Source organism: Uruburuella suis (assembly GCF_022870845.1).
GTDB lineage: Bacteria > Pseudomonadota > Gammaproteobacteria > Burkholderiales > Neisseriaceae > Neisseria > Neisseria suis.
On record NZ_CP091507.1, the window covers coordinates 62,675 to 81,029 of the forward strand.

16 protein-coding genes, 1 other RNA gene and 1 pseudogene are annotated in these 18,355 nt (G+C 54.9%); 13 read left to right on the forward strand and 5 right to left on the reverse strand.

Going from position 1 to position 18,355, the window contains the following annotated elements:
• The first annotated feature begins 416 nt into the window (after nucleotides 1-416).
• A complete protein-coding gene (locus LVJ78_RS00290) occupies nucleotides 417-1,373 on the forward strand; it encodes an L-lactate dehydrogenase (RefSeq protein ID WP_132952727.1) in 957 nt (318 codons plus the stop codon).
• Nucleotides 1,374-1,537: 164 nt separating this feature from the next.
• A complete protein-coding gene (gene cynS / locus LVJ78_RS00295) occupies nucleotides 1,538-1,987 on the forward strand; it encodes a cyanase (protein WP_132952729.1) in 450 nt (149 codons plus the stop codon).
• 84 nt (nucleotides 1,988-2,071) lie between these two features.
• On the opposite strand, the gene LVJ78_RS00300 is transcribed toward cynS, so the two are convergent.
• Entirely contained in the window at nucleotides 2,072-2,803 is a 732-nt protein-coding gene (locus LVJ78_RS00300; protein ID WP_132952731.1) for an LOG family protein, read from the reverse strand.
• 631 nt (nucleotides 2,804-3,434) lie between these two features.
• Between LVJ78_RS00300 and LVJ78_RS00305 the strand changes: the two genes are divergently transcribed.
• The 6 genes and pseudogenes from LVJ78_RS00305 to LVJ78_RS00330 form a co-directional block, all read left to right on the forward strand.
• A complete protein-coding gene (locus LVJ78_RS00305) occupies nucleotides 3,435-4,232 on the forward strand; it encodes an ABC transporter ATP-binding protein (RefSeq protein WP_132952733.1) in 798 nt (265 codons plus the stop codon).
• A gap of 184 nt (nucleotides 4,233-4,416) precedes the next feature.
• Nucleotides 4,417-5,586 carry an ABC transporter substrate-binding protein gene (locus tag LVJ78_RS00310; RefSeq protein WP_132952735.1) on the forward strand — a complete coding sequence of 390 codons (1,170 nt, stop codon included), beginning with the start codon at nucleotides 4,417-4,419 and terminating at the stop codon, nucleotides 5,584-5,586.
• 149 nt (nucleotides 5,587-5,735) lie between these two features.
• A complete protein-coding gene (locus tag LVJ78_RS00315; protein ID WP_132952737.1) occupies nucleotides 5,736-6,488 on the forward strand; it encodes an ABC transporter permease in 753 nt (250 codons plus the stop codon).
• Nucleotides 6,489-6,565: 77 nt separating this feature from the next.
• The gene (locus tag LVJ78_RS00320) at nucleotides 6,566-6,982 is read left to right on the forward strand and encodes a DUF4298 domain-containing protein (RefSeq protein WP_244802579.1); all 417 of its coding nucleotides are present in this window, start codon (nucleotides 6,566-6,568) and stop codon (nucleotides 6,980-6,982) included.
• Between the two features lie 104 nt (nucleotides 6,983-7,086).
• Entirely contained in the window at nucleotides 7,087-9,870 is a 2,784-nt protein-coding gene (gene polA, locus LVJ78_RS00325; RefSeq protein WP_132952742.1) for a DNA polymerase I, read from the forward strand.
• A 219-nt stretch (nucleotides 9,871-10,089) separates the two neighbouring features.
• Nucleotides 10,090-10,419: pseudogene (locus LVJ78_RS00330) on the forward strand (RNB domain-containing ribonuclease); the annotation flags it as partial.
• A gap of 167 nt (nucleotides 10,420-10,586) precedes the next feature.
• On the opposite strand, the gene LVJ78_RS00335 reads toward LVJ78_RS00330, so the two are convergent.
• Together LVJ78_RS00335 and recQ are read right to left on the reverse strand one after the other, a co-directional pair.
• A complete protein-coding gene (locus LVJ78_RS00335) occupies nucleotides 10,587-11,480 on the reverse strand; it encodes an Abi family protein (RefSeq protein WP_244802580.1) in 894 nt (297 codons plus the stop codon).
• A 113-nt stretch (nucleotides 11,481-11,593) separates the two neighbouring features.
• Nucleotides 11,594-13,897 carry a DNA helicase RecQ gene (gene recQ / locus LVJ78_RS00340; protein WP_132952746.1) on the reverse strand — a complete coding sequence of 768 codons (2,304 nt, stop codon included), beginning with the start codon at nucleotides 13,895-13,897 and terminating at the stop codon, nucleotides 11,594-11,596.
• A gap of 70 nt (nucleotides 13,898-13,967) precedes the next feature.
• Between recQ and LVJ78_RS00345 the strand changes: the two genes are divergently transcribed.
• The 5 genes from LVJ78_RS00345 (at nucleotide 13,968) to LVJ78_RS00365 (ending at nucleotide 16,448) form a co-directional block, all read left to right on the forward strand.
• Nucleotides 13,968-14,402, forward strand: a complete 435-nt coding sequence (locus tag LVJ78_RS00345) for a surface-adhesin E family protein (RefSeq protein WP_132952748.1) — start codon at nucleotides 13,968-13,970, stop codon at nucleotides 14,400-14,402.
• A gap of 134 nt (nucleotides 14,403-14,536) precedes the next feature.
• Entirely contained in the window at nucleotides 14,537-14,863 is a 327-nt protein-coding gene (locus LVJ78_RS00350) for a hypothetical protein (protein ID WP_132952750.1), read from the forward strand.
• 31 nt (nucleotides 14,864-14,894) lie between these two features.
• An RNA gene (gene rnpB / locus LVJ78_RS00355) (RNase P RNA component class A) lies at nucleotides 14,895-15,255 on the forward strand.
• A gap of 92 nt (nucleotides 15,256-15,347) precedes the next feature.
• Nucleotides 15,348-15,725: a winged helix-turn-helix transcriptional regulator gene (locus LVJ78_RS00360; protein ID WP_132952752.1), complete on the forward strand. Its 378-nt coding sequence runs from the start codon at nucleotides 15,348-15,350 to the stop codon at nucleotides 15,723-15,725.
• Between the two features lie 39 nt (nucleotides 15,726-15,764).
• The gene (locus LVJ78_RS00365) at nucleotides 15,765-16,448 is read left to right on the forward strand and encodes a 2,3-diphosphoglycerate-dependent phosphoglycerate mutase (protein ID WP_132952754.1); all 684 of its coding nucleotides are present in this window, start codon (nucleotides 15,765-15,767) and stop codon (nucleotides 16,446-16,448) included.
• A 271-nt stretch (nucleotides 16,449-16,719) separates the two neighbouring features.
• Here LVJ78_RS00365 and udk read toward each other — a convergent pair whose 3' ends face one another.
• The gene (gene udk, locus LVJ78_RS00370) at nucleotides 16,720-17,361 is read right to left on the reverse strand and encodes a uridine kinase (protein ID WP_132952756.1); all 642 of its coding nucleotides are present in this window, start codon (nucleotides 17,359-17,361) and stop codon (nucleotides 16,720-16,722) included.
• 348 nt (nucleotides 17,362-17,709) lie between these two features.
• Entirely contained in the window at nucleotides 17,710-18,126 is a 417-nt protein-coding gene (locus tag LVJ78_RS00375) for a copper resistance protein NlpE (protein ID WP_132952758.1), read from the reverse strand.
• Nucleotides 18,127-18,355 lie beyond the last annotated feature (229 nt).

Genomic DNA, 18,355 nt, shown 5'->3' on the forward strand with positions numbered 1-18,355 from the left:
TTGCCTTTTGTGATGTGTGGTGCCGATTTTAACAGATTGGCGCTGAAGCCGCGCCGCGCAGGCCGGCTTTTCAGACGGCCTTAACGCAATTTAAATTTTGCGGTGGGGTGAAAAGTGGATAAGTTTGAATAATTGAGGATATTCAACCATCGGCTGTGTTTGCACAATGTTGTTTCAGTTTTCAATAAATCTTGCCGGTTCGCCATTTTGGTTTGCGTTGGCCTAGCGGCTTTAAAACATGGCATCAATATGCAAGCGTTTTGCCGGGCTTTCAATCGTGCAGATAAAGGGCGCCGGCGATAGGGTTTTAACACAGGCCGTCTGAAACGCAGTGTTGCCGTGTGTTATGGAAAAATTGCTATATAATTGTCCAATCAGCGGTTTATTTTGATTGCAAACACAATAGGAGCGGCATTATGACCAAAAAAGTCGGCAATAAAGTGGTGATTATCGGCACCGGCGCGGTGGGCATCAGCTATGCATTTTCCATGTTTAATCAAGGCCATTGCGATGAGATGGTGTTGATTGACCTCAACCGCAAAAAAGCGCTTGGCGAAGTGCGCGATTTGCAAGACGGCATTTTGTATGCGCAAACGCCCACCCAAATCAAGCTGGGCGATTATGCCGATTGCGCCGATGCCGATATTGTGTGCATTTGCGCCGGTGTGCCGCAGCGGCCGGGCGAAACGCGGCTGGATTTGATTGATAATAATTTGAAGGTATTCCACAGCATTGTCGGTGCGGTGATGGGCTCGGGCTTTGACGGCATTTTTCTGGTGGCCACCAACCCGGTGGACGTGCTCGCTTATGCCACTTGGAAATTTTCCGGCCTGCCCAAATCGCGTGTAATCGGTTCGGGCACCATTCTCGATACGGCGCGCTTGTGCAATTATGTGGGCGAGGCTTTCCGTGTGGCGCCGGTGAGCGTAGATGCCTATATGATAGGCGAACACGGCGACAGCGTGATTGCCGCCTGGAGCGCGGCCAGCATTGCCGGTATGCCGCTGAAAAAGCTTTTGGCCGCGCATGAAAACGGTGAGCAGTTGATGAACGATATCCACAGCCATGTGCGTGATGCCGCTTATGCCATTATCGAAGCCAAAGGCGCCACCAGCTACGGCATCGGCATGGGCTTGAGCCGCATTTCCAACGCCATTTTGCACAACCAAAACGTGGTGTTGACCGTGTCTACGCTGTTGGAGGGCGAATTGGGGCAAGAGGGCGTGTATATCGGTGTGCCGGCAGTGATCAACCGCAAAGGTGCGGTGCGGGTGTTTGAAGTGCCGCTGGATGAGCATGAGCAACAACGTTTTGCCGAATCGGCGGCCTTGCTCAAAAGCTATCAGGCCAAAGTGGATGATTTTCAGCCGTAAAGATGTTTCATGAAATTTCAATCTTAAAACAAAGATTTGAAGAAAGAATATCAACGATATAAACCATTTCGGCGCCGCCGCGCAGCTTTGCCAACTCCAATCGATCCACTTTATCACGGCGTGTGCCGTTATTCCCCTAGTGCATCATCAAAAGGAGCTTCATCATGATTACCGACCGCAACCAAGTGACCGAAATGATTATCGCCGCCAAAGTGGCCAAAGGCTTGAAATGGGAAGAAGTGGCCGCCCAAGTGGGCTTGAGCAAAGAATGGGTAACCGCCGCCTGCTTGGGGCAGATGGCCTTGGATGCCGAGCAGGCCGAAATCATTGCCGATATTTTCGATTTGGGCGAAGATGCCGAAAAATGGCTGCAACAAGTGCCCTATAAAGGCTGCCTGCCCACCGCCGTGCCCACCGACCCGCTGATTTACCGCTTATACGAAGTGATCAGCGTGTATGGCACCACCATGAAAGCGCTGATTCATGAAGAATTCGGCGACGGCATTATGAGCGCGATTGATTTTTCGATGGACATCCAACGCGAGCCCAACGAGGCGGGCGACCGCGTGAATATCGTGATGTCGGGCAAATTTCTGCCGTATAAATCTTATTGATGGTTTGAAAAAAGGCAAATGCCGTCTGAAAATGTTTCAGACGGCATTTGCCTTTTGTGACAATATCTCGCTTTTCAGACGGCCTTACAAACCCAGCGCCCAAGGATTATCGCCGTTCATGCACAAATCATCGGTGCGGCATTCGAAATGGGCGAAAATCTGCGCCACAATTTCATCTTCATCATCCACAATCTGCATTAAATCCAAATCCGACGGCGAAATCATGCCTCTTTCCAAAAGCTGATCGCCGATCCAATCGATCATGCCCTGCCAAAAGCTGCGTCCCACCAAGATAATCGGCCGGCTCGGCGTTTTGCCTGTTTGCACGAGGGTGAGGCTTTCAAACAATTCATCCAGCGTGCCGAAGCCGCCGGGCATCACCACATAGGCCACCGCGTGCTTCACAAACATCACTTTGCGCGGGAAAAAATGCTGGAATTTAATCGACAAATCCTGATAAGGGTTGGCGCCCTGCTCGTGCGGCAACACAATATTCAGCCCCACCGCCGGGCTGGCGCCGGCAAACGCGCCCTTATTGGCCGCCTCCATAATGCCGGGGCCGCCGCCGGAAATCACCGAAAAGCCCGCGTCCGACAATTTGCGCGAAAGCCGCTCGGTAAAAAGATAATCGGGGTGGTCTACCGGCGTGCGGGCGCTGCCGTAAATGCTCACCGCCGGCTGAATGGCGCGCAGCTCTTCGCCCGCTTCCACAAATTCGGAAATGATTTTCAACACATGATACGACTCGCGCGCGTGCACTTCGCGGCGCACATCTTCCGGTAGGCGCGGGTGGGGCAGCTTTTTGCTCAGGCTCATGGCAGGGCTTTCTGTTGGATTGGCTCGGCCTTTATTCTATAGCCGAATCGGCATATGCGCCATACGGCAGCGCAAACGGGCATTCATACCAATCCAAAAAAATAACCTAACTTCGTTGGCTCGCCTAGCCGTACTATTGATTCGGCAAATAAATATTGAACATTTTCAGATACCGGCAAACAAGCCTTTGGCTTGTTGCCCTCTCCCTAGCCCTCTCCCACGGGAGAGGGAACAGGTTTCTGCTGCGGGTAAGAGGATGTGAATATTCAATAATTAATTGCCGCATCTATAGGTGTACTGTCTTCGGCTCGCCGCCTTGTTAGCTTACTTTTTTGAATTGGTATCAGACGGCCAAGGTTTGTTTTTTGTTTTGAAGGTAAACATCCAGGCCGTCTGAAACATTTATCTTTCAGACGGCCTTGAATATAAATATAAATGATAAACGCATGTAGGCATGAATACGGCCATCATCCAATTTATCGACAATCAACACACACGGGCGCAGCCTTGCCCATCCGGCGCCAAGCGCGATATAGCCGAAAATTATTAGCATAGCGATTTAAATTCTTTCTCTTTTGAGCACAGATTGATTACAGTACCAAACTGCACCCATTTCATCAGGACAACCATCATGCCGCTGCTCTCCGCCCGCCACATCACCCTGGGCTACACCCACCAAGGCAGCCTCACCACTATCTTGCAGGATTTTTCGCTCGATGTGGCCGAGGGCGAGCTAATCGGCCTGATGGGCCCCAGCGGCGTGGGCAAATCTTCGCTTTTGCGCGTGTTGGCCGGGCTGGCCAAGCCTTTGAAGGGCGAGGTGCAATTATTCGGCAAAACACTCACCCGCCCGCACCCGCGCTTAGGGTTTGTGTTTCAACAAGCGGTGCTGCTGCCGTGGCTCAATGTGCGCGACAATGTTTCTTTCGGCCTTGATTTCAAAAGCCAACCCGAATTGGGGCGCGCCGCGCGCCGGGCGCGGGTGGAAGAAGCCATTGAAGAAGTGGGGCTCTCGCACGCGGCCGAGATGTTTCCCGCCGAGCTTTCAGGCGGTATGGCGCAGCGCGTGTCGCTGGCGCGCGTGCTGGCGCGCAACCCCGAAGTGTGGCTGCTCGACGAGCCTTTTTCCGCACTCGATGCAGTAACGCGCACCGAAATGCAGGATTTGCTGCGCACGCTAATCAGCCGCCACAACGCCAGCGCGGTGATGGTGACACACGATATCGACGAAGCGCTGATTCTGGCCGACCGCGCCATCCTAATCGGCAACAAGCCTGGCCGCCAAATCGGAGAATGGCAGCTTGCCCTGCCTTATCCGCGCCACGATGCGCTGCTGGAAATGAACAGCGAGCGCGTGGAAATTCTGCAGGCGCTGCGCGATGCCCACGGCCATAAACGGCAGGTGGAAACGGTGGAATTTGTGATTTAGGCCGTCTGAAAGCCACAAACTCAAACCGATGACGATCCTTTCAGACGGCCTGTATCAATCAAAAAGCCGCAGCGTGGGTTTTGCCCACAAAAGCAACCTGGTTCAAGCAATTGATTGAGCAGGAAATATTTCCAGTTTCAGACGGCCTGTAAAAACAAAACCAACACACGCAAGGATTCAAAATATGCCCAGCCGCCGTGAATTTCTCAAGCTCGCCGCCCTGTTTACCGCCGCCGGCAGCCTGCCGCTGCTGCAAGCCTGCGGGCAGCGCGCCGAGCAAAATCCCGATGCGCCGCTGAAAATCGGCTATCTGCCGATCACCGATGCCACGCCCTTGCTGGTGGCGCACGCGCAAGGTCTGTTTGCCAAACACGGTGTGAATAATGTGGCCAAGCCGGTGCTGTTTCGCAGTTGGGCTTCGCTGGTGGAAGCCTTTCTCAGCGGCCAAGTCAACCTGATTCACTTATTGTCGCCGATGAGCATTTGGGCGCGCTACGGCAGCGCCTCGCCGATTAAAGTGGTGATGTGGAACCATATGGCCGGCTCCGCGCTCACGGTTGCGCCCGATATTGCCAACATCGCCGGTTTGGGCGGCAAAACCGTGGCGATTCCGTTTTGGTATTCGATACACAACGTGGTGCTGCAAAAGATTTTGCGCGAACACGGCCTCAAAGTGGTGGAGAAAAACCCGCAAGCGGGCGAAGTGAAATTGAGCGTGATGGCGCCTTCCGACATGGTGGCCGCGCTCGCTAACCGTGCCATTGCCGGCTTTATCGTGGCCGAGCCGTTCAACGCCGTGGCCGAAGCCAAAGGCGTGGGTAAGGTGCTGCGCTTTTCCGGCGATGTGTGGCGCGACCACGCCTGCTGCGTGACGCTGATGCAGGAGCACGATATTGCCCGCCGCCCCGAATGGGTGCAAAACGTGGTTTCCGCGCTGGTGGAAGGCCAGGCTTGGGCCGCCGGCCACCGCGCCGACACCGCGCTGATGCTCTCCAAACAAGGGCCGCACAAATACACCCCGCATGAAGACAAAGTGCTGCAAAACGTGCTCGCCCCCGCGCCCGAAGCCTGGGCGCGCTACACCGAAAGCGGCATTATCCGCCACCCCGAATGGCACCAGCGCCGCATCGATTTTCAGCCTTATCCCTATCCTTCCTACACCGAAAAACTGGTGGAAATGCTCAAAGAAACCCATATCGCCGGTGTGAACCGTTTTCTTGATGAATTAAGCCCGCAGCATGTGGCGCAAGATTTGGTGGATGCGCGCTTTGTGAAGCAGGCGGTTGAAGCCGGGCAATTCCAGCAATTATTCGGCTTAAACGGCTGGACGCGCGAAGAAATGATTGCGGTGTAGCGTAGAGATGTGAAGAGATGGCGGTTGTGGCTAAGCAAACTTGCGGTTTGCCTACCTCGAACCCCAAAAAACAAAACAAACCGCCTGAAGCTTCTTCCAACCCTTTCAGACGGCCTTTATAAAAAAACAGCACACATCAAGGAACCCCTATGCCATCTTCCCTGAAAACCCCCGCCCTCAGCGCCGCCGGCTTACTGATTTTGCTGATTGTCTGGCAAATCGGCACCCAGCTCTTGGCAGAGCGCATGCCGCTGGCCAATATGCTCGCGCCTGTGCCCACTTTCCAGAGCCTGTGGGATTTGCTGATTCACAACCAGCTCACCGGCCACATTATCGCCAGCCTCAAGCGCGTGGCGGTGGGCTTGCTGTGGGCACTGGCTTTCGGCGTGCCGCTGGGGCTGCTGATCGGCCAATCGGCGCTGGCCGAAAAGCTCACCGGCACATCGTTTCAATTTTTGCGCATGATTTCACCGCTCTCGTGGATGCCCGTGGTGGTGATGCTTTTGGGCATAGGCGATGCGCCGATTTATTTTCTGCTCGCCTTTGCCGCCGTGTGGCCGATTCTGCTCAACACCGCCACCGGCGTGAAAGCCATCGACCGCCAATGGCTGCAACTCGGCCATTCGCTCGCCGCCACCCGCCGCGAAATGCTTTTTAAAATCATGCTGCCGGCCGTGTTCGGCCACATCCTCACCGGCCTGCGCTTAGCCATCGGTGTGGTGTGGATTGTGCTCGTGCCCTGTGAAATGTTGGGTGTAAACGAAGGCTTGGGCTATTTTATTCTCGACACCCGCGACCGGCTTGCCTATTCCGAATTAATGGCCGCCATTGTGCTCATCGGCGCGCTCGGCTGGCTGCTCGATGCTGCCACCCGCAAACTGCATTCGCGCTGGGTGCATTGATATAGTGAAATGCATAAAAAAGCGCTACGGCGTTGCTGCGCCTTGCCGTACTGTTGTATGCTCTGCGGCTTGTTGCCTTGTATCGCTTTATTCTGCATTCCACTATATTTAACGACACAGGCCGTCTGAAAGCGTTATGTTTTCAGACGGCCTTTTGTATTATCATCGGGCTGTTTACTTTTTACCGGAGGTCGGAAATGTTGTTTCATCCGCAAGAAATGCAGCAGCAATATGAGCAATATCAAGCGCTTTGCCGCCAGCTGGAAGCCGCGCAGCAGCAATGGCAGGCCGCTGAAACCCTGTGGCAGGGTTTGCAGCTTTATTATCAAAGCGAACAATGGCTCGCCGATCACGACAGCGATTTAAACCTCGTCACCGCCGAGGGCGAATATTCGATTCTCGACCAAGACACGCTGTGGGAAGCCACGCAGGCGCGGCACGAGCGGGCTTTGCGCTGGATAAGGTTGGGGCTGGAGGCGGTGGAAAAGCCGTAAACCTTGATGGTGTGCACCTTATCAGGCCGTCTGAAGCTTTCAGACGGCCTTTCTTATTTCCTTTATAATCAGCCTATCTTGAATCTTTCAGACGGCCTTGAATTATGTCTTCCCAAACCCTGCTTTTAGTCGACGGCTCATCTTATCTCTACCGCGCTTATCACGCCATGGCGCCGCTCACCGCGCCCGACGGCACGCCCACGGGCGCGCTTTACGGCGTATTGAACATGCTGCGCCGCCTGCGTGCAGACAACCAGCACGACCATTGCTGCTGCGTGTTTGATGCCAAAGGCAAAAATTTCCGCCACGATATGTTTCCTGACTACAAAGCCACGCGCCCGCCCATGCCGGATGATTTGCGCCCGCAGGCCGAGATGTTGCCCGAGTTGGTGCGGCTGATGGGCTGGCCGGTGCTGGTGGTGCCCGATGTGGAAGCCGATGATGTGATTGGCACGCTGGCCAAAGCCGGTGAAGAAGCGGGCTGGAATGTGGTGATTTCCACCGGCGATAAAGACATGGCGCAATTGGTGAGCGAACGCATCACCCTCGTCAACACCATGAAAAATGAAACGCTCGATATTGAAGGCGTGAAACACAAATTCGGCGTGCGCCCCGACCAAATCATCGATTATCTGGCGCTGATGGGCGATAAAGTCGACAACGTGCCGGGCGTGGAAAAATGCGGCCCCAAAACGGCGGTGAAATGGCTGGAAAGTTACGACTCGCTGCAAGGCGTGATGGCGCATGCCGATGAAATCAAAGGCAAAGTGGGTGAAAATCTGCAAGCCGCGCTGCCGCGCCTGCCGCTCTCTTATGAATTGGTTACCATCAAAACCGATGTCGATTTGCACGGCGAATTGCCTGAAGGCCTGCACAGCCTGCACCGCCAAAGCCCAAAATGGAGCCAATTGGCGGTGGAATTCAAGCGCCTGAATTTCCGCACCTGGCTCAAAGAAGCCGAAACCCGCATCAGCGAAGGCAACGGCGAAGATTTGTTTGCCACGCTCGATATCGGCGAACAAGCTGCGCTGGCAGCCGAGCGGCCGCTTGAAATAAAAAATACGCTGCCTGAAGCCCCGCAAACGCTCGATTATCAAGCCATCACCACCGAAGCCGCCTTTGCCGAATTGCTGGCGCGGCTCGATATGGCCGAAGCAATCGGCCTCGACACCGAAACCACCAGTCTCGACGCCATGCAGGCGCGGCTGGTGGGCATCAGCATTGCCTTTGCGCCGGGCGTTGCCGTGTATATTCCGCTCGGCCACACGCCCACCGCCGCGCCCGAACAATTGGATTTGCACGATGTATTAGGCCGTCTGAAACCTTATTTCGAATCAGGCCGTCTGAAAAAAATCGGCCAAAATCTGAAATACGACGAACATGTGTTGTACAACTACGGCATCAAATTAAACGGCATTGCCGGCGATGCCATGCTCGCTTCCTATATTGTGGAAAGCCACTTGGGGCATGGTTTGGACGAATTGGCCGAACGCTGGCTCGGCCTGCCCACCGTCACCTATGAGAGCCTGTGCGGCAAAGGCGCCAAGCAGATTTCGTTTGCCGATGTGGCCGTTGAGCAAGCCACCGAATATGCCGCGCAAGACGCCGATTTCGCCTTGCGCATCGAAGGCCGTCTGAAAGCGCAAATGGATGCCAAGCAGCTTGAAATGTATGAAAAACTCGAGCTGCCCGTGGCCGAAGTGCTGTTTATCATGGAGCGCAACGGCGTGCTCATCGACAAAAACGAGCTTGCCCGCCAAAGCCACGAATTGGGCACCGAATTGGTGCGGCTTGAACAGCAGGCCTACGAAATTGCCGGCCAACCCTTCAACCTCAATTCGCCCAAACAATTGCAGGAAATTTTGTTCGGCAAAATGGGCATTCCCACCAAAGGCCTGAAAAAAACCGCCAGCGGCGGCGTGTCCACCAACGAAGCCGTGCTCGAGCAGCTCGCACCCGACTACCCCTTGCCCAGCATCATTTTGCAAAACCGCAGCCTCGCCAAGCTCAAATCCACCTACACCGACAAGCTACCTGAAATGATCAACCCCGCCACCGGCCGCGTGCACACCACTTATGCCCAAGCCGTGGCCATCACCGGCCGGCTCGCCAGCAACAACCCCAACCTGCAAAACATCCCCATCCGCACCGAACAAGGCCGCCGCGTGCGCCGCGCCTTTGTTGCGCCCGAGGGCAGCAAAATCGTGTCGGCCGACTATTCGCAAATCGAATTGCGCATCATGGCGCACTTGAGCGGCGACAAAACCCTGCTCGAAGCCTTTCAAAACGGCGAAGACGTGCACCGCCGCACCGCCGCCGAAGTGTTCGGCATCGCCCCCGAAAACGTGGGCAGCGAGCAGCGCCGCTACGCCAAAACCATCAACTTCGGCCTCATTTACGGCATGGGCCAATACGGCCTCGCCAAATCGCTCGGCATCGACGCCCTCTCCGCCAAAAGCTTTATCGACCGCTACTTCGCCCGCTACCCCGGCGTGGCCGACTACATGCAGCGCACCAAAGAGCTCGCCGCCGCGCAAGGCTACGTCGAAACCGTGCTCGGCCGCCGCCTGTATCTGCCCGGCATCCACAGCAAAAACGGTAACGAGCGCGCCGGTGCCGAACGCGCCGCCATCAACGCCCCCATGCAGGGCACCGCTTCCGATTTAATCAAACGCGCCATGATAGACGTGTGCCATTGGCTCGCTTCAGACGGCCTTGAGAGCAAACTGATTATGCAGGTGCACGATGAATTGGTGCTGGAAGTGCCGGATAGCGAGCTGGATTTGGTGAGGGCGAAACTGCCCGAGATTATGCAGCAAGCGGGGGAAATGGATGTGCCGCTGTTGGCGGAAGTGGGTGTGGGGGATGATTGGGAAGAGGCGCATTAAGGTCAGTTGACTGATATAAAATTTTAAAAAAAGTGAGTCGCCAGCGCAGCCTGTGTGTAGGGTGTGTGCCATAGGCACGCACGCGTCTTAACCAACTTGCGTTGGCTTTTTAATTACAAACGCCCAAGGCCGTCTGAAACATTAATCTCCCAAACGGCCTCAGGTTAAATGAAAAACGCGTGCGTGCCTATGGCACACAGGCTACACAGGCTACGCTGGCTTTATCAGAAAAACGATGCCGATTTATTCGCCGCGCTGCGCGATTTCGACACCGCCTATTCGGCCTATGCCGATTTCCAGCGCCAAATGGAAGCCTATTGGAGCCTGGTTTACCTGCAGCAGCAAGGCATTAAAGAATTAACCGCCACGCTTTTGAAAGACGATTTGGTGCGCATCGACGGCCTGCCCATGGTGGCGCGCGCCGGCGGCATTCCGTTTGATGCCCTGCCGCGCACGCAAATGAAAGTGAGCGTGGCCGAAGTGGATGCCGACAAGCAGTTTATCGCGCTCAATTATGTGAAAGCCGTGGCACCGCCGAATGCCGCGTGAGGAATGAAACAAAGGCCGTCTGAAACCCTTTTCAGACGGCCTTTGTTTTGCTTCAAACTTGACAGGCTTCTTGCTTTATTCTATGATCAAATCAATAACCCCCCCTTCTCTGAGAAGCCAAAGGCTGGTGCAGTACAGAGTTGGGGGCTTTCTTTTTTCAGCTTGATTCACCTGTTCCACAGCTGCCAACGTTCCAGATCCATTCCATCAGGAATGCCGAAGCGCTGAAGATTGACCTCATTGACTGCACCCCCTCGAACAATGGGAAATTTTTTGATGGTATTTTTCACTCTGATTTTCCATTCCGAATTCGGGCAAATATTCTGCATCATCCATTGCATCAAACAAAAAGCGGTAAACGCTTGCTCATTATTGAGCCGTTTCCACTGCGGGCCTTTAATGGCGGCCAAGCTGGCACGGCCGACAATACCGCGATTCCATAAGCGGCCGTGGTGTGCGGAAATATTGCGTACTGTGTTGAACGTATAAAGAAATGAGCTTAATGCTTTACCTGAGTGGATACCGTATTTTTTAGCAATTTGGTCGCTGTATTTAAATTCTAAACCTCGAAATAAATTGGACAATGTTCCGAAATCCCACACTTCGCATCCGACCCAAATAGGCAGCGCACCGTCATAATGGTGCATATGGTGTTGTACAAAAGAGCTTTGCCGCTCCGATTTGACATCGTTTTTCTGTTTTTCCCTATTCAGCAATTTTTGGTAGTTGCTCAACCATTTCGCATGTTGGAAATTGACTGAATCTTTTTGGAAAAATGTAGGATCTTCGTGTGCCAAGGCATGATGCTTGCCGAGTAAATAGGCAACCTCTACTTTTACGGCTACTTCAATCCGCTCTAAAGCATCCATAGCCAGCACCCTTAATGCTTTATCAAACATATACAGTGCCAACACATCATTAAAATAGGTTGCTTCGGCAAAACAATCTGCACGGCGTCCGCTGCCGTCAAACTGACGGAAGGGATAAAAATAGCCACTCAAACGGTAATAGCCTAATTTAGACAAATAATGCAACGCCTTGTCTCTATCTTCTACAATCATTCCGCGTTGTTGTAATAATGTTAATTGGTCTTCAAAAGAAGTCCATATTTTAGGTGACTTGATTGCCATTATTTTCCCGTACTGCTGTTTTGCTGTGAATTTTCCAACCGTTTTCAGACGGCCTCTCTGCATACCGCCAACAGCGCTTCTCCGTATTTCGCGGTTTTTTCCTCATCCATGCCGTGGATGTCGCGCAGACCGGCTAAGGTTTGCGGCTGTTTGGCGGCAATGGCGCGCAAGGTGATTTTGCTGAGCACTTGGTAATCTTCGAGATTTTCGGCAGCGGCGGTTTGGCCGCACCATTGCAACAAGGCGCGCATTCGTTGGCGGCGCTGTTCGGCGGCAGGGCTGAGGCCGTCTGAAAACGGGGCGCACACGGCAAGAATGCCTGCACCGTATTTTTGAATGCGCACGTCGCCCAAGCCGTAAATGCTTTGCACATCGAGCTCGGTGGCGGGGGTGTTTTCCACCATATCGCGCAGGCTGTCGTCGCTGAAAATTTTGCCGGTGGTTGTGCCTTCGCTTTGTGCCTGCTGTTCGCGCCAAGCGCTTAGTGCGGCCTCTAAACCGCGTGCGCGTTCGCTACTCGGCTCTGCACCGGCAGGCGCGGCTTCAGACGGCCGCTCCCCTTGGCAGACGGCCAATATTTCTTGGCCGAATTTATTGATTTTGGCTTCGCCCAAGCCGTAGATGTGGTGCAGATCGGCGGGGGTTTGCGGCATTTTTTCCACCACATCGCGCAGGGTTTTGTCGCCGCAAATCACATAGGCGGGCACTTCTTCGGCGCGGGCTTTTTCCATGCGCCAGCTGCGCAAAGCCTGCCACAGCCGCTCTTCGCGCTCGGTGCGCAGCCATTCTTCTTTCGGCTTTTGGGTGGCGGCTTTTTCGCGCTTGAGCGGGCGCAGCCACACGGCTTGGCTGCCTTTCAATACGGCTTTGGCCGCTTCGGTGAGCTGAAGTGATTGGTGCAGCGTGACGTTTACATTCAAAAGCCCCAAGCCGATGCATTGGCGGATAACGCCGCGCCATTCTTTGTCGCCAAGCGCATCGCCGATGCCGAAAGTGGACAATTTATCGTGGCCGTTGCGCGCCATCCAATCGTCACCCTTGCCGCGCAACACGTTAATCACATAGCCCGCGGCAAAGCGCTGGCCGACGCGATACACGCAGCTTAATAATTTTTGCACCAACACGGTGCCGTCAAAGCGCACGGGCGGGTGCAGGCAGTTGTCGCAATGGCCGCAGGGCGCGCTCGTTTCGCCGAAATGCTGCAACAGCATCACGCGGCGGCAGTCGGCGGTTTCGCACACGCCGAGCATGGCATCGAGCTTTTGCAATTCGATGTTTTTCTGCATCTCTTCGCTGGCGCCTTGCTGAATGCGTTCGCGCAAAATCACCCAGTCATTGAGCCCGTAGCAGAGCCAGCTGGCGGCAGGCAAGCCGTCGCGGCCGGCGCGGCCGGATTCCTGATAGAAATGCTCCACGCTTTGCGGCATGTCCAGATGCGCCACAAAGCGCACATCGGGCTTGTCGATGCCCATGCCGAAAGCCACCGTGGCCACCACAATCACGCCGTCGTCGCGGGTGAAGCGGCGTTGGTTGGCTTCGCGCGTTTCCATGCTTAAGCCGGCGTGATAAGCAATGGCATCGAGGCCGTGTCCGCATAAAAAGGCAGCCACATCTTCCACTTTTTTGCGGCTCAAGCAATACACAATGCCGCTTTGGCCGGTCATTTGCTTTTGAATAAAATCCAGCAGCTGCTTTTTGCCGTTGTTTTTTTCAATCACTTGGTAATAAATATTCGGGCGGTCGAAGCTGTCGATAAATTCGGGCGCTTGCTCCAGCTTGAGATAATGCTTGATGTCGGCGCGGGTTTCGGCGTCGGCCGTGGCGGTGAGCGCGATGCGCGGAATATCGGGATAGCGCTCGGCCAAAAGCCCCAATTGTTGGTATTCGGGGCGGAAATCGTGCCCCCATTGGCTCACGCAATGCGCTTCATCAATGGCAAACAGGCTGATGGTGTTTTGATCGAGAAAGCGCAAAAAGCGCTCGTTTACCAGCCGCTCGGGCGCCACATATAAAAGTTTCAGACGGCCTCGGGCAATATCTTCGGCGATTTGGCGCACTTCATCGGGATGTGTGCCGCTGTGCACACAAGCCGCAGCCACGCCGGCGGCATGCAGGCCGGCTACTTGATCGTTCATTAAGGCAATCAGCGGCGACACCACCACCGCCACACCTTCGCGCATCAACGCGGGAATTTGATAGCAGAGGCTTTTGCCGCCGCCGGTGGGCATCAGCACCAGCAGGCTTTCACCCCCGGCCAGCGTGTTGACAATGCGCTCCTGCCGGCCGCGGAATTCGGGATAACCGAACACTTCGTGCAAAATCTGCCGGGCGGCGGGCGGGTTGGTCATGGAGCGAAATCCGTTATATGATAGGAAGCTGTTATTTTATCGGTTTTAAAGGCCGTCTGAAAGGAAACCCATGAATATTTCCCGCGCCCTGCGCTATACTGCGGCCGCCTCGCTGGCCGCTTTTCTGGCTGCCTGCGCCGGCACCGGCACCCAAGTGGCCGGCAACTGGCAGGAAATCGGCACCACTGGCAACGGCAACATCAAAGCGGCCATCGACAAAAGCAGCATCAAGCGCAACGGCGAATTGGCCACGTTTCGCGATAAAAAAACCGTGGTGAAGCTTAGTGAAGAGCGCTTTGTCAACACGCCCGCCTACAAAACCGCCGTGGGCGAGTGGGAAATACACTGCCGCAACAAAACCTACCGCCTCACCGCCTTGCAGCTTATCGATGAGCGCGGCCAAGTGCTGATGAACGAGCGCTACACCGCCACCAATCTGCGCCCGATGTCGGTGATGAGCGGCACGCTCACCGAAAAGCAATTTGAAGTGGTGTGTAAAAAATAAATGCCCATTTAAAAATAAAAATCATCGGACGCCGCTGCGCGGCCTGATTATCTGCGTTTTAGGTTTAGTGTAAATTCCAGGCCGTCTGAACGGTTTCAGACGGCCTGCCCCGTATCATAAAAGGAATCCGACCCATGAAAAAAATCACCGCCCTGATGCTGTTTGCCGCCGCCGGCCTGGCGCAAGCCAACCCCGCCGATGAATTATTGAGCGCGCAAGCCGCTTTCCGCCAAGCCTTGAGTGCGCAAAACAGCACCGGCAGCGAAATTGCCAACCTGCAAAGCAACCTCACCGCCGCGCGCGCCCGTGCGCAGCAGGCACAAGCCGATGTGGCCCGCTATGAGGGCGAGCTGCAAACCGCCACCGCTGCCAAAGCGCAAAACGATGCCGCCCTGCAAGCGGCCGGCGAGCGGCTCAATGCCGCTTGGAGCGCCGCGCGCAGCGCCGGCGTTGCCCAGTGAGCCGCGGCGCATGCTATAATCGCGCCGCACACGGGCAAAACAGACAGTCGCCGCGCATCGCGTAAGGCATGCGGGGAGGAAAGTCCGGGCTCCAAAGAGCAGAATGCCGGCTAACGGCCGGGCGCGGCAACGCGACGGAAAGTGGAACAGAAAGCCATACCGCCGATGGCTGCTTCGGCAGCACAGGTAAGGGTGAAAAGGTGCGGTAAGAGCGCACCGTGCACTTGGCAACAAGGCGCAGCAGGCCAAACCCCATTCGGAGCAAGACCAAACAGAACACCACGACGCTGCTCGCCGAGTGTTCGGGTAGGTTGCTGGAGCGCATCAGCAATGGTGCGCCTAGAGGAATGACTGTCCGACGACAGAACCCGGCTTACCGTTTCGCCCGTGTGCCCTTATTTCATTTATTGTGTTCACTTCGCCGCATACCGTTGCGGCTTCCCATTCTTCTGAAAGTGAAAGCATTTTTTCCAAAGGCATATCGATGCAAACCGCCGCCTATTGCCCCGTTCACACCGCCCTCAACATCATCGGCGGCAAATGGAAAATGCTGATTATCCACCATTTGTCGCACACGCCGCGCCGTTTCAACGAATTGCAGCGGCTGATGGCCGACACCAGCCGGCGCATGCTCACGCTGCAATTGCGCGAGCTTGAAGCCGCCGGCCTGATTCACCGCCACGATTACCGCACCGTGCCGCCCAAAGTGGAATATTCGCTCACCGAATTCGGCCGCACCCTGCTGCCGGCCATTCAAAGCCTGCACGATTGGGCGCTCACCTATCAGGCGCGCTGCAACGAAATTCTTGCCACACATCAAACCGATGCCGATGAGCGGGTAAACAAGCCTGCCGATTTATGATATAACGCTTTTTGACCTAAACCACCTCGGAGCAATTGAATGGAACTCGTATTTATCCGCCACGGCCAAAGCGAATGGAACGCCAAAAACCTGTTTACCGGCTGGCGTGATGTGAAATTGAGCGAGCAAGGCCTGGCCGAAGCCGCTGCGGCCGGCAAAAAGCTGAAAGAAAAAGGCTATCATTTCGATATCGCCTTCACTTCCGTGCTCACCCGCGCCATCAAAACCTGCAATATCGTGTTGGAAGAGAGCGATCAATTGTGGGTGCCGCAAATCAAAAGCTGGCGTTTGAACGAGCGTCACTACGGCCAGCTGCAAGGTTTGGATAAAAAGCAAACCGCCGAAAAATACGGCGATGAGCAAGTGCACATTTGGCGCCGCAGCTACGACACCCTGCCGCCGCTGCTCGATCCCAATGATGAATTTTCCGCCCAAAACGACCCGCGTTATGCGCACCTGCCCAAAGATGTGGTGCCCTGCGGCGAAAACCTGAAAGTCACCCTCGAGCGCGTGCTGCCTTTTTGGGAAGACCAAATCGCGCCGGCCATTATTGCGCGTAAACGCGTGCTCGTGGCCGCCCATGGCAACAGCCTGCGCGCGCTGGCCAAACACATCGAAGGCATTTCCGACGACGACATCATGGCGCTGGAAATCCCCACCGGCCAGCCGCTGGTGTATAAGCTGGATGATGATTTGAATGTGATTGAGAAATTTTATCTGTAATACCAATTCAAAAAAATAATAAACAAACAGGCAGCCCGTAGGTCGGATTCTCGAATCCGACACTTGTTCGCAGAACAAGGCACGCACATTGCTTTGGTCGTTGGCCAAACGTCGGATTCAAGAATCCGACCTACGCGGATGATGTTGCCGAACTGCTTTTATTTTGTAAGGTTATTTTTTAGAATTGGTATAAGGTGTGTGCCTGTTTGGTAGCATAAAAGCAGAGGCCGTCTGAAACGTTTCAGACGGCCTTTTGTTAATGTATGCCGGATTAGCGGGTTTGCGCGATGCGCTGCTGCAAAATCGCGCCCACTTTGGCAATCAGAATATCCACGGCCACGCCGTTGCGCTCGTCAAACGGGATAATAATGTTGGCGTGGCGCTTGGTCGGCTCCACAAATTGGATGTGCATCGGCCGCACTTGCTCGATATATTGCCCCACCACCGATTCGATGGAGCGGCCGCGCTCGAGGCAGTCGCGTTGCAGGCGGCGGATAAAGCGCAGGTCGGCGTCGGTGTCGACAAAAAGCTTGATGTCCATCAGGCTGCGGATGTTTTCGTCATAAAGGGCGAGTATGCCTTCGAGAATAATCACGTCTACCGGCGGCTGGTGTTTGGTGTGGCCGGCGCGGGTGTCGCGGGTGTAGTCGTATTGAGGCAGCTCGACGGCTTTGCGCTCGAGCAGCTGGCCGAGCTGCTGATAAAGCAGGGCATTGTCAAACGCATCGGGATGGTCGTAATTCTGCGCGCGCCGCACTTCGGGGCTGAGGTGGGCCTGGTCGTTGTAGTAATAATCCTGCTCGATGATGGTGATGGGGTGGCCGCTGAAGCGCTCGTAAAGCGCGCGCGACACGGTGGTTTTGCCGGAGCCGGAGCCGCCGGCCACGCCGATGATGATGGGTTTGGCATTCATGATTTTGTCTTTGGATGGTGATGCGGCAAAAGCGCTATTATATAAGATAAGGCCGTCTGAAAGGATATTCATACCCATCCAAAAAATAACCTGACTTCGTTGGTTCGCCTTGCCGTACTATAGTGGAATGCAAGAAAAAGTGATACGGCAGGTAGGTTGGGTTGTCAACCCAACAAATCCACAGGCCGTCTGAAACCTTGGGTTGATCAACCCAAGCCACGCCGTTGCAAAATGTAGTTTTGTGTCACTTTTTCTTGCATTTCACTCTAGCTGTACTGTCGCAGGTTCACCGCTTGGTCAGCTTACTTTTTTGAATGGGTATTCAGACGGCCTGCGTATGATTTTATATCAATGGATTTTTTGCAGACGATAGCGCGCATCGTTGCCGCTGGGGCTGCCGTCCAATCGAAACGCTTGGGCAAAGCCCGGGCCGATTTGGAATTGGCGGGCATCGGCATAATTGTCGAGCTGCACGGTTTGGCCTTCGTCGGTCCAATAAAATTGGCCGTTCACGCTGGCGCTGCGGTTGCCGCCTGCGCGCAGATAGGTTTGGCTAAGCGTGTAGTGCAGATCGGGTTGCAGCGTGAGGCGGATTTGAATGCCTTCGCAATCGGCGCAGGGCAGAGTGCCGGCGTAGGTGCCGGCCCAAGCGGGTGCGGCCATGTCGGCTTGGGCAATATCGGCTTGCGGTGCGCCGGTTGCGGCCGGGGCGGCGGTGCAGGCGGCCAGCAGGCATGCGGCGGCGAGGGCGGGAAATTTAAACATGGCGGCTCCTAAACGAAGGGGTGAAGGGATTCAGTATAGTGAAATCGCGGCTCGGCGGCCAGAATCCGGCTTAAAGCTTTGAAATGGTTGATAGCAAACAGGCCGTCTGAAAAGTTTTCAGACGGCCTGTTTATAATACCAATTCAAAAAAGTAAGCTAACAAGGCGGCGAGCCGCAGACAGTACAACTAGGGCGTCCTGACAATTACTTGTCATAAAAATAATCAGAT

Coding starts and splice junctions, on each gene's coding strand:
- LVJ78_RS00290 (WP_132952727.1), top strand. CDS start 417: ATGACCAAAAAAGTCGGCAATAAAGTGGTGATTATCGGCACCGGCGCG.
- cynS (WP_132952729.1), top strand. CDS start 1,538: ATGATTACCGACCGCAACCAAGTGACCGAAATGATTATCGCCGCCAAA.
- LVJ78_RS00300 (WP_132952731.1), bottom strand. CDS start 2,803: ATGAGCCTGAGCAAAAAGCTGCCCCACCCGCGCCTACCGGAAGATGTG.
- LVJ78_RS00305 (WP_132952733.1), top strand. CDS start 3,435: ATGCCGCTGCTCTCCGCCCGCCACATCACCCTGGGCTACACCCACCAA.
- LVJ78_RS00310 (WP_132952735.1), top strand. CDS start 4,417: ATGCCCAGCCGCCGTGAATTTCTCAAGCTCGCCGCCCTGTTTACCGCC.
- LVJ78_RS00315 (WP_132952737.1), top strand. CDS start 5,736: ATGCCATCTTCCCTGAAAACCCCCGCCCTCAGCGCCGCCGGCTTACTG.
- polA (WP_132952742.1), top strand. CDS start 7,087: ATGTCTTCCCAAACCCTGCTTTTAGTCGACGGCTCATCTTATCTCTAC.
- LVJ78_RS00335 (WP_244802580.1), bottom strand. CDS start 11,480: ATGATTGTAGAAGATAGAGACAAGGCGTTGCATTATTTGTCTAAATTA.
- recQ (WP_132952746.1), bottom strand. CDS start 13,897: ATGACCAACCCGCCCGCCGCCCGGCAGATTTTGCACGAAGTGTTCGGT.
- LVJ78_RS00345 (WP_132952748.1), top strand. CDS start 13,968: ATGAATATTTCCCGCGCCCTGCGCTATACTGCGGCCGCCTCGCTGGCC.
- LVJ78_RS00350 (WP_132952750.1), top strand. CDS start 14,537: ATGAAAAAAATCACCGCCCTGATGCTGTTTGCCGCCGCCGGCCTGGCG.
- LVJ78_RS00360 (WP_132952752.1), top strand. CDS start 15,348: ATGCAAACCGCCGCCTATTGCCCCGTTCACACCGCCCTCAACATCATC.
- LVJ78_RS00365 (WP_132952754.1), top strand. CDS start 15,765: ATGGAACTCGTATTTATCCGCCACGGCCAAAGCGAATGGAACGCCAAA.
- udk (WP_132952756.1), bottom strand. CDS start 17,361: ATGAATGCCAAACCCATCATCATCGGCGTGGCCGGCGGCTCCGGCTCC.
- LVJ78_RS00375 (WP_132952758.1), bottom strand. CDS start 18,126: ATGTTTAAATTTCCCGCCCTCGCCGCCGCATGCCTGCTGGCCGCCTGC.